Here is a 15,400-nt window from a genome sequence, read left to right on the forward strand (position 1 = left end):
GGCAACCTTGGGGAGGGGTTCTGATGAGACTCGCAGCCCGCGCCGCCATTTTGGCGCTTGTTCTGGCGCCACTGGGTGCCGTCGCCGCCTTCGGTGACGATGCTCCCGAAGTCGTGGTTGCGACGCCCGGCATCGGCAATGGCGCGATCGAGCGCTTCACGGTCCGCTTCAACGAACCGATGGTCCCCCTAGGCGATCCGCGCGCGGCGGGCCCGTTCGACGTGGAATGCCCGGTCGGCGGACAGGGCCGCTGGGTCGATCAGCGCACCTTCGTCCATGAATTCGCCAATCCCCTGCCCGGCGGCGTCACCTGCACTTTCACGATCAAGGACGGGCTGAAGAGCCTCTCTGGCTATGACGTCGAGGGGCAGGACGAATTCACCGTCGACAGCGGCGGCCCGATCGCGCGCGCGGTGCTGCCGAGCCGCTGGGGCGGGCGCATCGAAGAGGACCAGGTATTCCTGATCGCCGCCAACCTGCCCGCCGATCCGGCGTCGGTGGCCGAAAACGCCTATTGCGCGGTTGAAGGCATCGGCGAGCGGATTCCCGTGGACGTCCTCGACAAGACTCTGCCCGCGCGGCTGATCGCGGAGCTCGGCACCGAACGCTGGGAAGTACGCAGCTTCCTGCGCGATGCCGGCCTGCCGCAAGCACTGCCCGAGAACGAAGCCGATCGCGCCGAAGCGATGCAGGCAGTGACTGCGCTCAAGTGCCGCCGCCCGCTGCCGCCCGGGCGCGACGTCTCGCTCGTCTGGGGCAAGGATATCGAAAGCGCTTCGGGGCGCGCGGCGGGAAGCGACCAGCGGTTCGACTTCACCGTGCGCCAGCCCTTCACCGCGCGCTGGGAATGTTCGCGCGTCAATCCGCAGGCCGGGTGCAATCCGGTGCAGGACGCGCATGTCGTCTTCACTTCCCAGGTCCCGCGCGAGCTCGCCGGAGCGATCCGGCTGCGTACGCCCGACGGCAAGGAAATCGCGCCCAATCTGTCCGAGGAGGACCAGCGCCAGCAGACGCTCTCGCGCGTCACCTTCGCCGGGCCGCTGCCCGCCGACACCACCGCCAGCCTGGTGATGCCCGAGGGGCTGAAGGACGAAAGCGGCCGCGCGCTTTCCAACAGTGAGCGCTTTCCGCTCGAGGTCCGCATCGACGAGCGCCCGCCGCTGGTGAAATTCGCCGCCGAATTCGGCATTCTCGAGCTGAGCGAAGGCGGCGTGCTGCCGGTGACGGTGCGCAATGTCGAAGCCCAGCTCAAGGGGCAGATGGGGTCGGTCGCCGGCCAGCGGCTGCGCGTCGACGGCTCCGACGCCGAAGTCGCGCGCTGGCTGCGCACCGTCGAGGACGCCGACGATTATCGCTATGAAACCGTCACGCGCGGCGACGAGGAAGTGCGCGTCAACCACACCGGCGACGAACCCGTCCTGACGGGCGATGCGGGAAATCCGTTCAACATCGACCTGCCCGGCGAAGGCAAGCAGTTCGAAGTCGTCGGCATTCCGCTGACCGATCCGGGTTTCTATGTCGTCGAACTGGCCAGCCCGCGGCTGGGCGAAGCGCTGCTCGGCCGCGACGCCACACGCTATGTCGCCACCGCGGCGCTCGTCACCAACATGACGGTCCATTTCAAATGGGGCCGCGACAAGTCGCTGGTCTGGGTGACGTCGCTCGACGGCGGGCGCGGTGTCGGGTCCGCGCAGGTGCAGATTTCCGACAGCTGCACCGGACAGCTGCTCGCGCGCGGCACGACCGACGAATCGGGCCGCCTGGCGGTGCCGCCGGGCCTTCCCGAGCCCGAAAGCTGGGGCAATTGCGAGGAATATTCGAACAGCCACCCGCTGATGATCTCGGCGCGCAAGGATGGCGATTTCAGCTTCACGCTGACCAGCTGGGGCGAAGGCATCCGCCCCTATGATTTCGACCTTCCCTATGGCTGGAGCCAGCAGGAATCGATTTTCCACACCGTGTTCGACCGCGCGCTCGTGCGCCAGGGCGAGACGGTGCACATGAAGCATATCGTGCGCAAACCCGTCGCCGCCGGGTTCGCCGGTACGCCGGGTTTCACCGGCACGCTTCGCCTGTCGCATCGCGGATCGGACACGAAGTTCGAGCTGCCGCTGACGATCGACGCGCAGGGCATCGGCGAAACCACCTGGAACGTGCCGCAAGGCGCGCCGATGGGCGATTATGACCTGATCGTCGAAACCGAAGGCGACAGGATCTGGACCGAGCAATCGGTGCGCGTCGACGAATATCGCCTGCCGACGATGCAGGCGACGGTAAGCGGCCCCGACGAGGCGGTGGTGCAGCCCAAATCGCTCCCGGTCGATCTCTATGTCGGCTATCTTTCGGGCGGCGCGGCGCCCAATCTGCCGGTCGAAGTGCGCGTCGGCTATTTCGAGGGGCTGCGCGCGCCCTCTGGCTATGACGGCTTTCGCTTCGGCGGGCGCGCGATGACTGAGGGCGTGCGGCCGATGGACGGCGACGGCGAGGACATCACCCCCGATCTGCCGCCCACCCAAACCATCCCGGTGACGCTGGGTCGCGACGGCACCGCGCGCACGACGATCGACGTGCCCGCCACGGTGGAGGGCGATACGCAGCTGGTGGTCGAGATGGACTATCCCGACGCCAACGGCGAAGTGCTGACCGCCTCGCGCCGCATCCCGGTCTATGGTTCGGCGGTGCGCCTGGGCGTCAGGACCGACGGCTGGATGATGAAGGAGGACGATCTGCGCCTCAAATTCATCGCGCTCGATACCGACGGCAAGCCGATCGCCAATCAGCGAGTCAGCGTCGAGCTCTACAGCCGCGAGATATTGACCGCGCGGCGGCGGCTGATCGGCGGCTTCTATGCCTATGACAACCAGATGAAGACGACGAAGCTGCGCGAGACGTGCAGCACGCGGACCAACGAGCTCGGCTTTGCCGAATGCGCGATGGACCCGGGCGTTTCGGGCGAAGTCTATGCCGTCGCATCGACCGAGGACGCCGAGGGCAATGTCGCCCGCGCGACGCAATCGGTGTGGCTCGCGGGCGAGGACGACTGGTGGTTCGGCGGCGACAATGGCGACCGCATGGACGTGCTGCCCGAGAAGACCGAATATGCCGCCGGCGAAACCGCGCGTTTCCAGGTGCGCATGCCGTTCCGCGAAGCCACCGCGCTGGTGACGATCGAGCGCGAGGGCGTGCTTTCGAGCTTCGTCGTCGGCCTGTCGGGCAAGGACCCGGTAGTCGAAGTGCCGATGCCGGGCGGCTATGCGCCGGATGTCTATGTCTCCGTGCTCGCGGTCCGCGGGCGCGTCGACGGCTGGTCGCTCTGGTCGGCCAATGTCGCGCGCGACTGGAACCTGCCCTTCTTCCGCCGCGACGCCGCCAAGCCGACAGCGACGGTCGATCTTGCCAAGCCCGCCTATCGCCTCGGTATCGCCCGAGTGAAAGTGGGGTGGCAATCGCACCGGCTCGACGTCGAAGTGAAGGCGAACAGCGACAGCTATGCGCCGCGCGATCGGGCGACGGTCGACGTCACGGTGAAAACGCCCGAAGGCAAGCCGGCAAGTTCGGCCAATCTGGCGTTCGTCGCGGTCGACGAGGCATTGCTGCAGCTCGCCCCCAATGACAGCTGGAACGTGCTCGACGCGATGATGGGCGAGCGGCCGCTGTCGGTGCTGACTTCCACCGCGCAGATGCAGGTCGTCGGCAAGCGCCATTACGGCCGCAAGGCAGTCGCCGCGGGCGGCGGTGGCGGCGGGCCTGGAGATTTGTCCGGGCTCAACCGCACCAATTTCGAACCGGTATTGCTGTGGAAAGGCCGTGTCGATCTCGACGCGAACGGCCATGCCCGGCTACAGGTGCCGCTTTCCGACGCGCTGAGTGCGTTCCGGCTCGTCGCGGTCGCGACCGACGGGACACAGCTGTTCGGCACCGGCAGCGCCAGCGTGCGCACGCAACAGGATCTGAGCATCTATGCCGGGGTGCCGCCGATGGTCCGCACCGGCGACAAGTTCAGCGCGATGTTCACGCTGCGCAACGGTTCGGACAAGCCGATGAAGGTGACTGCCAATGTCGCGCTCAGTCCCGCCATCGCCACCGGGCGGCCGCTCACCGTCGATATCCCGGCGGGCGGTGCGGTGCCGGTGTCGTGGAACCTGGTGGCGCCCGATGCCGACGGGCAATTGCGCTGGACGGTCAGCGCGCGCTCGGCCGACGGCAAGGCGACCGACCGTATCTCGGTGACGCAGCAAGTCGCCTGGGCGGTTCCGGTGGAAACCTGGGCGGCGACGCTGGCGCGCGTGGGCGACGGCACCGATTTCCCGGTTACGCCGCCGGCCGGCGCGCTGCCGGGGCGCGGCAGCGTCGACATCCGGCTGACCGACACGCTCAGTCCGCCGCTGGCGGGAGTGCGCGACTATATGATGCGCTACCCGTATAACTGTTTCGAACAGCGGCTCTCGCGCATCATCGTCACCGGCAACGTGCCGGCATGGAATCGCCTCTCGGGCGAAATCCCCGCCTTCCTCGATGATGAGGGGCTGCTGCGCTATTTCGCCTATGAAAATCTGCGCGGGTCCGAGGCGCTGACGGCATATGTCCTTTCGATCACCGCCGAAGCGGGGTTGCCGGTCCCGGCGGATTCGAAGGCGAAGATGATCGCGGCGATGAAAGCGGTGCTCGACGGGCGGCTGCGGCACGAGGACTATGGCGATGTCCGGCTCCAGCGGATCGCCGCCTTCGCCGCGCTGGCGCGCAACGGCGAAGCGACTCCGGCGATGCTCGGCCAGATCGGCATGACACCCGCCGACATGCCCACCTCTACGCTCGCCGATTATCTGATGGCGCTGGGCAAGGTCCCGGGTCTGGCCAACGGCGCGCAGCTGCGCGCGGCGGGCGAGGCCGAGCTGCGCAAGCGGCTCGTCTATGAAGGTACGCGGATCGACCTGAGCGACAAGGGCGCCATGCCCTGGTGGCTGATGGCATCGAACGACCAGGCCGCGATCAAGGCGCTGCTCGCGGCGCTCGGCCGGCCCGGCTGGCAGGAGGAAATGGCCAAGATGATGGTCGGCGTGTCGATGCGCCAGCAGCGCGGCCACTGGGATACGACGACGGCCAATGCCTGGGGCGCGGTCGCGGCGCGCAAGTTCGACGCCGCCTATCCGGCGAGCGCGGTGCAGGGCACGACCGTAGCGCGCTTCGGCAGCGGCACGCGCCGCCTCGAATGGCCGCTGGCGGAGCCGCAACGCGCGTTCAGCCTGCCGCTGCCGAACAGTGCCACGCCGCTGCGCATGACCCAGACCGGCGGCGCCGGCCCCTGGGCGATGGTGCAGGTAAAGGCCGCCGTGCCGCTGACCGAAGGCGTCAATGCGGGGTACAAGATGACTCGCAAGACCGAAGTCGTGCAGGCATCCGATCCGAACCGGCTGGGCCGCGGCGACGTCGTCAAGGTGACGATCACGGTCGAAGCGAGCGCGGCGCGCAACTGGGTGGTGATCAGCGATCCCGTCCCCGCCGGAGCGCAGGTGCTGGGCGGGTTGGGCGGCCAGTCCGAGCTGCTGCGCGCGCAGGCGGACAGCGGATCGGGCGTCCAGCCGAGCTATGTCGAGCGCGGACAGGAGGCATGGCGCGCCTATTTCCGCTGGGTGCCGCGCGGCAGCTTCACTGTCTCCTATGTGATGCGGCTCAACAATGCAGGGGAATTCCATCTGCCGCCGAGCCGCGTGGAAGCGATGTATTCGCCCGAAATCTTCGCGGCATTGCCCAACCAGACCGTGACCGTCGCACAAAGATGACCGACGCCCGCCGTCAGCGGATCGCCGCGTTGCGGCGGCGGCTGCGGCGGGCACGCCGACGAGCGGTGCTACTCGCGCTACGGAGCGAAAAGCGGGCATGGGCCTTTGTCGATGCCCGCCGTGACGAATGGCGCGACAGGGGCTGGCGCGGAATCGCCACGCCGCCGCGCATCACATTCACCGCCGCGATGCTGGTGCTGACGGGGTTCGTCACGGCATATTGGGCGACGCTGCCGCCCGCGCTGCCCGGCTATGCCGCGGTGCGCGACCATTGGGCGCCTTCGGAAAGCTGGCTCTACGATCGCAACGGCGAATTGCTCGACAGCGCGCGCGTCGATTTCCAGGCGCGTCGCCTCGCCTGGACGCCGCTCGACAAGATTTCGCCCGCCGCGCGCGACGTGCTGATGCATGCCGAGGACAAGCGGTTCCATTGGCATGGCGGCGTCGACTGGATCGCGATCGGCGGCGCCATCCGCGACCGGATCGAGGGGCGACGCGTGCGCGGCGCGAGTACCATTTCGATGCAGGTCGCCGCGTATCTGTCGCCCGAACTCGCCGCACCCGGATCGCGCGGCATACGCGACAAGTTGCGTCAGATCCGCGCGGGGATGGCGCTCGACGGCGGCTGGACCAAGGATCAGATTCTCGAAGCCTATCTGAACCTCGCCGGGTTTCGCGGCGAGGCGCAGGGGATCGGCGCGGCGGCGCTCGGCCTGTTCGGCAAGAGCCCGGCAGCACTGACACGCGACGACGCGCTGCTGCTTGCCGCACTGCTCCCCGATCCCGGTGCGGACGCCCCCGCCATCGCCGCGCGTGCCTGCGCGCTGTCGCAGGAAGAGGATTGTTCGCGCTTTGCCGGTGCCGCCGCCTCGATGCTCGGCCCCGCGCGCAGCCTCCAGCTTGATCCCGGACTCGCGCCGCATCTTACGACGCGGCTGCTGCGCGAGCCGGGGATGCGAGTCACCACGACGCTCGACAAGCAGTTCCAGGAAATCGCCACCACTGCGCTCAGGCGCCAGCTTCAGGGGCTCGGCGGGAGCCGCGCGCGCGACGGCGCGGTGATCGTGGTCGATAACGAGAGCGGCGATGTGCTCGCCTATGTCGGCGGGGTCGGCGGCGCTTCCACTGCACCCGCTGTGGACGGCGCGTCGAGCTATCGCCAGGCGGGATCGACGCTCAAGCCGTTCCTCTACGCGATGGCGATCGAGAAAGGCTATCTCACCGCCGCCTCGATCCTCGACGATTCGCCGGTGCAGCTCGACACGGCGTCGGGCCTCTATGTGCCGCAGAATTACGACCGCGCATTCAAGGGGCCGGTGACGGCGCGCTCGGCGCTCGCCGGATCGCTCAACGTGCCCGCGGTGCGCACACTGCTCCTGACCGGCGTCGAGGCGTTTCGCGACCGGCTATGGGATACCGGCTATCGCGGCCTGACCGAGGACGGGCAATATTACGGCTTCTCGCTCGCGCTGGGATCGGCGGAAGTCACGCTGATGGAGCAGGTCGCGGCGTTCCGCAGCCTCGCGCGCGGCGGGCGCTGGGCGCCGCTGCGGCTGACCGAGGAGGATCCGCATCCCGAAGACCGCGCGATCACGACGCCGCAGGCGGCCTGGATCGTCGGCGACATGCTGTCCGATCCCAATGCCCGCGCCGTCACTTTCGGGCTCGATTCGGCGCTGCGCCTGCCCTTCTGGGCCGCTGCCAAGACCGGCACGTCGAAAGCGATGCGCGACAATTGGTGCATCGGCTTTTCGGATCGCTACACGGTCGGCGTGTGGGTTGGGAATCTGGAAGGCGATCCGATGCGCGCGGTATCCGGCACCAGCGGCGCGGCACCGGTATGGCGCGATGTGATGCTGGGTATCCATGACGGCCGGCCGGGCCACCGGCCCGACCGGCCGGAAGGCGTCGAGGCGCAGCGCGTGACCTTCGCCCAGCATATCGAACAGCCGCGCACCGAATATTTCCTGAAAGGAACCGGCTTTGCCACCGTTGCGGTCGCGCCGCCCGAATCGCGTCGGCCGCGTATCATCAATCCGGTATCGGGAAGCGTCTATGCGCTCGATCCCGATATCCCGATCGACCGCCAGCGGCTGGCGATCACCGTATCAGGCGAAGTCACCGGCCACCGGCTCGAGCTCGACAAGCGGGACCTGGGATCGGCCGACGGCAAGCCGCTGATCCTCACGCCACCCGGGCGGCACCGGCTGCGGCTGATCGATCTGAGCGGCAATGTCGTCGATCAGGTGCTGTTCACGGTGCGCTGATTCGGATTTGCAGATTTTTTCGGACGCGAAGAACCTTTCTCGATCCGAAACGTTCGCCAATTGGTCCTACCCCTTTCGGGACTGGTGCCATGACGCACCGGCCGCGCCGCCCTCGCCCGCCGGCGCGGCCGTTTCTTTTTACCGCGGACGCGGCGACCGGTGCGTTCAGGCAGGCAGCAACAACCCCGCCAGCGCCGCGCTCATCAGATTGGCCAGGCTGCCCGCGACCAGCGCGCGGATGCCGAGCCGCGCGATCGCGCCGCGCTGATTGGGGGCGAGGCCGCCGGTAACCGCCATCTGAATCGCGATCGAGCTGAAATTGGCGAAACCGCACAGCGCGAAGGTGATGATCGTCACAGTGCGCGGCGACAAATCGGTCGCCTGCCCAAGCTGGATAAAGGCGACGAATTCGTTGAGCACCACCTTGGTACCGAACAATCCGCCCGCCGTGCCCGCCTCGCTCCACGGAATGCCGAGCAGGAACATCACCGGCTGGAAGATCGTGCCGATGATCAGCTGAAAGCTGAGCTGCGGAAAGCCGAACCAGCCGCCGATTCCGCCGAGAATACCGTTGGCGAGCGCGACCAGCGCGACGAAGGCGAGCACCATCGCGCCGACCGCGACGGCTAGCTTGACGCCGGTCTGCGCGCCCGCCGCCGCCGCCATGATGACGTTGTCCGCCTTTTCCTCTTCCATGTCGTGTTCGGCGGCGCGGATCGCCTCTTCCTCGCGATCGTCATCGAGCGGAAGTTCGCTTTCCTCGAGCGCGACCCTGGGCTCGGGCATCATGATCTTGGCCATCAGCAGCCCGCCCGGCGCCGCCATGAACGACGCGGCGAGCAACGACGGCAGCGCTTCGGGGCCGAGGAAGCTGGCATAGGCCGCGAGGATCGTCCCCGCGACGCCCGCCATACCGACCGACATCACCGCGAAGAGCTGCGATTCGGTGAGCTTGGCGAGATAGGGACGAATGACGAGCGGCGATTCGCTCTGCCCGACGAAGATGTTCGCCGCCGCGCACAGCGATTCGACCTTGGTAACGCCGGTGAATTTCTCGATCGCGCCGCCGACCCAGCGGATCACCAGCTGCATGATGCCGAGATGATAGAGGATCGAAACAAGGCTGGCGAAGAAGATGATCACGGGCAGCGCGGCGATCGCGAAGCTGGTGCCTCCGACATCGGGGGCCGCGAGCGGCCCGAAGATGAACTGCGTGCCGGCATCGGCATAGCCGAGCAGCGCGCTGACGCCGGCCGACATCGCCTTGATCGCTTCGCGCCCCGCCGGGACATAGAGAACGAGTACCGCGATCCCCGCCTGCAATGCGAAGGCCGGGATCACCTGACGCAGCCGTATGGCGCGCTTGCGCGGCGAAATCAGGAAGGCGATTGCAAGGATTACGGCAATGCCGGCGATGCCGATGGGAAACTGGCTCAGGGTGGAGACCTTCGTGCTGGATTGCGGGCGCGGCGCCCCCGAAACATGCAGAGTGGCGCGGTGCAGCATGGATGGCAAGGGCGCAGCCAACTCCATCTTTCGCGGCCGGGAAATTGTCGCTAGCGTCCCGCGATGGATACCGAACATCGCGCCGTTCCGCGCTCGCTCTTCCTCCTCGCGGTCTTTTACGGCGGCATGGTCTGCATCGCCGGCGTGCTGGGCAACAAGCAGGTTTCGCTGGGGCCAGTTTCGCAGATCGGCGATTGGGTGGGCATCGGGCCGCTCGCGGTCGAGGCGGGCATTTTCGCGTTCCTGCTGCTCGTTTCGGTATCGAGCGCGGTCGCCGAACTCCACGGGCGGGCAGTGGCGAACCGGCTGGTATTGTTCGGCTTCATTCCGCTGCTGATGTCGGTCGCGCTGTCCTGGCTCGTCCATGCGCTGCCCGCCTCTTCGGAAATGCAGCCCGAGGGACTGGCGGCGGTTCAGTATATCCTCGGCGCGACCTGGCGGATCTGGCTGGGCGGGATCACTGCCTATGGCATTTCCACCTTGCTCAACGTCACCATCTTCAGCGCGCTGAAGCGCGAGGGCGGCGGACTGATGTGGCTGCGTTCGGCCGTCGCGGGCGTGCTCAGCCAGATCGTTGACACGCTGATCTTCGTCACCATCGCCTTTTACGGCGTGTTCCCGATCTTCGAACTGCTGGTCGGCCAGATGCTTGCCAAGGTAGTGCTTTCGGCGGTTCTGGTGCCGCTGCTCATCTATATCTTCGTCTGGATCGCGCGCGCGGTCGACGGCAACTAAGCCTCACCGGAGCCGTTGGGTTCGAGCAGCTTCGAGCGAGGCCGAGAAGCGGCCGTCGAGAACCGGTTCTCGACAAGCTCGAACCAAACGGATGGGGCAACGGAGCGGAGATGCGAACCGCCCCTTGTTTCCAACCGCGCAACTTGGCGCTATTGGCGCGCGCATGACCGATCACAGCCCCGACCCCGCAATGCTCGCCAAGGCGGAGACGCTCACCGAGGCGCTCCCCTATCTGCAGCGTTACGCGGGAAAGACCTTTGTCGTGAAATATGGCGGTCACGCGATGGGCGATCCCGAGCTGGCGCGCGATTTCGCGGAAGACGTGGTGCTGCTCAAGGCCGTCGGAATCAATCCGATCGTGGTGCATGGCGGCGGCCCGCAGATCGGCGCGATGCTCAAGCAGCTCGGCATCGAATCGCAGTTCGTCGGCGGGCTGCGCGTCACCGACAAGGCGACCGCCGAAGTCGCCGAAATGGTGCTGGCGGGGAAGATCAACAAGGAGATCGTCGCGTGGATCGCCGAAGCGGGCGGCCGCGCGGTGGGCATTTCGGGCAAGGACGCGCGGCTCGTCACTGCCGAAAAGGTGAAGCGCAGCGAGCCCGATCCCAATTCGGGGATAGAGCGCCATGTCGATCTGGGGTTCGTCGGCGATCCGGTGCATGTCGATCCTTCGATCCTGCACCAGCTTGCCAAGGACGGCATCATTCCTGTCGTCGCGCCGGTCGCGCTCGGCGCCGATGGCGACACCTACAACATCAATGCCGACACGATGGCGGGCGCGATCGCGGCGGCGTGCAATGCCTCGCGCTTCTTCCTGCTCACCGATGTCGCGGGCGTGCTTTCGAAGGACGGCGATCTTCAGACCGATCTCGATCCGGCGGGGATCGACGCGCTGATCAAGGACGGGACGATTTCGGGCGGGATGATCCCCAAGGTCGAAACCTGCGTGAAGGCAGTCGAACGGGGCGTCGACGCCGCGGTCATCCTCGACGGGCGCATCCCGCACGGGATGCTGCTGGAAATCTTCACCCGGCGCGGTGCGGGCACGCTTGTCCGCAAAAACGGGCGGGCTTGAGCCATCGCCCCTATATTGTGTATCAACACCCTAAATCACTTATGCGAGGCTCCGCTTGAACGCGATCCTGATTCCCCTTCTCCAGATCGTCCAGCTGCTGCTGACGGTCTTCACCTTCGTCATCGTTGCGCAGGCGATCCTGTCCTGGCTGATCGTCTTCAACGTGATCAACACCTATAACGAATTCGTCCGTTCGCTGTGGAACGGGCTGAAGGTCGTGACCGAGCCGGTCTATCGCCCGATCAGGAAGATTCTGCCCGATTTCGGCGCGCTCGACATTTCGCCGCTGATCGTGCTGTTGGTCCTCTACATCCTCAACAACATCGTGATTGCCAACGCGATCCGATCGCTGATGCGCGCGGGATACTGACGCCGGCCATGCCCGCATGGCGTATGCGCGACGACGGCATCGAGATCGCCGTTCGCGTGACGCCGCGGGCAAAGCGCGCGCAATTCGCCGCGGGTACCGAAGAGCATTTCGCCGTCCGACTCGCCGCGCCGCCGGTGGAGGGCGCCGCCAACACCGCGCTGATCGCGCTGGTGGCAAAGCAATTCGACGTGGGAAAGCGCGCAGTGACGCTGATTGCGGGCGAAACCTCCCGGCTCAAGCGGCTGGCGATCGCCGGTGATGCGACAGCGCTGGCGGAGCGCGCCGCAAGCCATTATGGCGACACGCCATGAGCGCCCGGATCATCGATGGAAAAGCCTTTGCCGCAGACCTGCGTGAGCGGGTGGCGAGCCATGTCCCCGCCTTTCGCGAGCGGACCGGACGCAGTCCGGGGCTGGCGGTGGTGCTGGTCGGCGAGGATCCCGCATCCGCCGTCTATGTCCGCAACAAGGGCAAGATGACGCGCGCGGCGGGGATGGAGAGCATTGAGCATCGGCTCGACGCGAAGGTCGAGCAGGACGAACTCAACGCGCTGGTCGACCGGCTCAACGCCGATCCGACGGTCGACGGAATCCTGGTCCAGCTGCCGCTGCCGCCGCATCTCGATGCCGACGAAGTTATCCTGCGCATCGACCCCGACAAGGATGTCGACGGCTTTCACCCGGTCAATGCCGGCCGGCTGGCCAGCGGCCTGCCCGCGATGGTGCCGTGCACGCCGCTCGGCTGCCTGATGCTGCTCGAGGATGAACTCGGCGACCTTTCGGGCAAGGACGCAGTGGTGATCGGCCGGTCGAACATCGTCGGCAAGCCGATGGCGGCGCTGCTGACGGCGAAAAGCTGCACCGTAACGGTTGCGCATTCGCGCACGCGCAACCTGCCGCACTATCTCAAACATGCCGATATCGTCGTTGCCGCGGTCGGGCGTCCGCAATTCGTCCACGGCGAATGGCTCAAGCCCGGCGCGACGGTTATCGATGTCGGCATCAACCGTACCGAGGACGGGCTGGTCGGCGATGTCGATTTCGACAGCGCGGCGAGCATGGCAGGCGCCATCACACCGGTGCCCGGCGGCGTCGGGCCGATGACGATCGCGGTACTGCTGCGTAATACGCTCGTTGCCGCGCACCGCCGCGAAGGCGTGCCGCTGGACGAAAGCGCGATCTGATGATCGAACTGTTCATCTCCACCTTCATGACGTTCTTCGTCGTGATCGATCCGCTCGGCTGCGCCCCCATCTATGCCGGGCTGACGGCCGGCGCGAGTTCGCGCGAGCGCGTTGCGATGGCGACGCGCGCCGTGGTCGTGTCGGCGGTAATCCTGCTCATCTTCGCCTGGGTGGGCGAGCAACTGCTCGGCGCGCTCGGCATCAGCCTCGACGCGTTCCGCATCGCGGGCGGCATCATGCTGTTCCTGATCGCGATCGACATGGTGTTCGAAAAGCGCTCGCAACGGCGCGAGGATCGCGCGCAGAAGATCCTCGAACAGCCTGAAGTCGAGGACGTCTCGATCTTTCCGATGGCGATGCCGATGATCGCCGGGCCGGGATCGATCGCGTCGATCATGCTGCTGATGTCGCAGTCGGACGGGACTCAGGCCACCATCGTCGTGCTGGCGGCAATGATGACGATCCTGGTGCTGACGCTGGTGGCGCTGATCGCCGCCGGGCCACTGATGCGACTGCTCGGCGCCAAGATCGAAGCAGTCATAACCCGGCTGCTGGGCGTGCTGCTTGCCGCGCTGGCGACTCAGTTCGTCGTCGACGGGCTGCGCGAGAGCTTTCTCACCGTGGCGCCCGCGCTTCACTGATCGGCGGGCGGCGCTGCGGGCGCGTCATAGTCGATCCGCCACAGCTTGAACGGCGTTTTTTCGGGCAGCTCGACCGGCGTCAGCCAGTCGGGAACGATCCCGCGATGCAACTGTGCATAGAAGCCGTGCGGATTGCGTGCGCGATACACTGTGGTTTCGGCCATGTTGACGCAGATCAGCACATATTCGGCATGATGGCGCGCCGCGATCGGCCGGAAGTCCTGCGGCTTGCCGGTAAAGGCATGATGCACGTCCAGGATCGCCTGGCCGTTGCGGTGATAGGGCCCGGCAACGGCATTGTGATGCGTCAGCGTGATCAGGCGCGGGCCGAGATCGACCTGCGTGAACATCGTCGCGCTCGGCAGTTTCTCGAGCGGCTTCATCGCCCAGAAACGCTGGCAGTTGCTGTTCGCCTTGGCCACCACCGGGCTGCGCCCGGTGGGCAGGTCGATCGGCAGCCATTTGATGACATAGGCAACGAACAGCCCCGACACGATCATGAAGGCGGCGACCACGCCGATCACGCGCACCAGCATCCAGCGCTGGCGCATGCACCAGGGCACGATGATCCAGAGCAGCGCAGTGGCGCCGGGCAGGCTGAGCATCTGCGCTGCGGGGCCGGCGCGCACCTGCCACATCAGCATCGCCGAAGCGAACAGCGTGAACAGCGCCACTGCCGCCCACCCCACTGCCGCAGGAGTACGCCGCGCGCGCCAGAAGGCGACCAGCGCGCCGATCAGCCCGATCGCGGGCAGCACGGAGATCGGCAGCGCATTGCGCAGCGGCACGCGGAAGATCGGTCGCGCCTCGCGCACATTGTTGAGCCAGGTCTCCTCAAGCTCCGGCGACACGCCTTCGAGCCGCCCGCCGACGCATTGCGGAAAGACGCTGGCGAAGGCTCCGGCAATGAACGCGCCCGCCGCCGCCGCCATCACCAGCCGCAGCCAGCGCCGCGCGATCCGCGGCAGCGACATGGCGAACAGCAGCCCGCCCGCCGCGATCATCGCCGACAGCCAGACCGGCGTCAGCGCGTCGCAGCGCATCGCCATATTGTCGTAGGAACCGAACACCGCGAATCCGAAGGCGCTGCCGCTTGCCAGCGTCAGGCCATAGGTGCGCATCCGCCGCGCCTCTTCACCGTCCCAGATCCAGCGCAGCGTGACGATCGCGCCCGCCGCCGCGCAATAGGGCAGCAGTTCGAGCCCGATGGTGAGCGACAGTGCGCTGGAGAGCCCCACCGTGGCGCCGCCCCGCGCCCGGCGCGGATCGGCCATGCCCGCGACCGTCACCGCCAGACAGGCGAGCTGCCAGCCATGATGATCGATCCGCAGCGGCGCGAACATCAGCATCGTCGACGTACAGCCGAGCATCAGCGCGACGGTGATCGGCCATGCGAGCGGCGCGACGAGACGCCGCACGGCGAGCGACATCGCCGTCACCACCACGCCCAGCGGCAGCAGCGGCGCGATGCCGCAGGCGATCTTCTCCGCCATCGCAGTGCCGAGCAGCGGCTGCAGCAGCAGGATCATCCCCGCGATCGGCAAGTCGACCAGCCGCGACCAGTGGATATTGAATCCGCCCGGCGGGTCGAGGCGATACTGGCGCAGATCGTACCAGCCCTGCCCGTCGAGCAGCGCACGGACCTGCATCAGCCGCATATTGTCGTCGGTGTCGCCGAGCGCGAGCCAGTAGATCATGCCCCAGCGCGTCGCCAGGAACCAGGCAGCGATCAGCAGCCAGGCAAGCAGTGCCCAGCGAAGCCAGTGCCGGTCGAAATCGTCCCTCAGGCGGAGCGCGCCGGACGGCAAATGCTGCAAAACTGCTTCCCCTATGCTCGCCCGCC

Annotated in this window: 10 protein-coding genes; 8 read left to right on the forward strand and 2 right to left on the reverse strand. The window is 67.0% G+C overall.

Annotated features, from left to right (window positions below):
• The first annotated feature begins 23 nt into the window (after positions 1-23).
• Positions 24-5,780, forward strand: coding sequence for an Ig-like domain-containing alpha-2-macroglobulin family protein (locus G5C33_RS18855; protein ID WP_165328563.1), 5,757 nt, complete (start codon positions 24-26; stop codon positions 5,778-5,780).
• A gap of 188 nt (positions 5,781-5,968) precedes the next feature.
• Complete coding sequence (pbpC, locus tag G5C33_RS18860) at positions 5,969-8,047, forward strand: penicillin-binding protein 1C (protein ID WP_165328948.1); 2,079 nt, start codon at positions 5,969-5,971, stop codon at positions 8,045-8,047.
• 165 nt (positions 8,048-8,212) lie between these two features.
• On the opposite strand, the gene G5C33_RS18865 is transcribed toward pbpC, so the two are convergent.
• Positions 8,213-9,484 carry a NupC/NupG family nucleoside CNT transporter gene (locus G5C33_RS18865; RefSeq protein WP_228275307.1) on the reverse strand — a complete coding sequence of 424 codons (1,272 nt, stop codon included), beginning with the start codon at positions 9,482-9,484 and terminating at the stop codon, positions 8,213-8,215.
• Positions 9,485-9,616: 132 nt separating this feature from the next.
• Here G5C33_RS18865 and G5C33_RS18870 point away from each other — a divergent pair, with 132 nt between their 5' ends.
• The 6 genes from G5C33_RS18870 (at position 9,617) to G5C33_RS18895 (ending at position 13,557) form a co-directional block, all read left to right on the forward strand.
• Positions 9,617-10,288, forward strand: a complete 672-nt coding sequence (locus G5C33_RS18870; protein ID WP_165328564.1) for a queuosine precursor transporter — start codon at positions 9,617-9,619, stop codon at positions 10,286-10,288.
• 163 nt (positions 10,289-10,451) lie between these two features.
• Positions 10,452-11,363, forward strand: a complete 912-nt coding sequence (gene argB, locus G5C33_RS18875) for an acetylglutamate kinase (RefSeq protein WP_165328565.1) — start codon at positions 10,452-10,454, stop codon at positions 11,361-11,363.
• 64 nt (positions 11,364-11,427) lie between these two features.
• Positions 11,428-11,733 (forward strand): YggT family protein, encoded by a 306-nt coding sequence (locus tag G5C33_RS18880; RefSeq protein ID WP_165328950.1) that lies wholly within the window; start codon positions 11,428-11,430, stop codon positions 11,731-11,733.
• Between the two features lie 8 nt (positions 11,734-11,741).
• The gene (locus G5C33_RS18885; RefSeq protein ID WP_165328566.1) at positions 11,742-12,044 is read left to right on the forward strand and encodes a DUF167 domain-containing protein; all 303 of its coding nucleotides are present in this window, start codon (positions 11,742-11,744) and stop codon (positions 12,042-12,044) included.
• Positions 12,041-12,916: a bifunctional methylenetetrahydrofolate dehydrogenase/methenyltetrahydrofolate cyclohydrolase FolD gene (folD, locus tag G5C33_RS18890; protein ID WP_165328567.1), complete on the forward strand. Its 876-nt coding sequence runs from the start codon at positions 12,041-12,043 to the stop codon at positions 12,914-12,916. Before G5C33_RS18885 ends, folD begins: the two co-directional genes overlap by 4 nt.
• Complete coding sequence (locus G5C33_RS18895; RefSeq protein WP_165328568.1) at positions 12,916-13,557, forward strand: MarC family protein; 642 nt, start codon at positions 12,916-12,918, stop codon at positions 13,555-13,557. Before folD ends, G5C33_RS18895 begins: the two co-directional genes overlap by 1 nt.
• On the opposite strand, the gene G5C33_RS18900 is transcribed toward G5C33_RS18895, so the two are convergent.
• The gene (locus tag G5C33_RS18900) at positions 13,551-15,374 is read right to left on the reverse strand and encodes an AcrB/AcrD/AcrF family protein (protein ID WP_228275133.1); all 1,824 of its coding nucleotides are present in this window, start codon (positions 15,372-15,374) and stop codon (positions 13,551-13,553) included. The genes G5C33_RS18895 and G5C33_RS18900 overlap by 7 nt on opposite strands.
• Between the last annotated feature and the right edge of the window lie 26 nt (positions 15,375-15,400).

The organism is Sphingosinithalassobacter tenebrarum (assembly GCF_011057975.1).
Lineage (GTDB): Bacteria > Pseudomonadota > Alphaproteobacteria > Sphingomonadales > Sphingomonadaceae > Sphingomonas > Sphingomonas tenebrarum.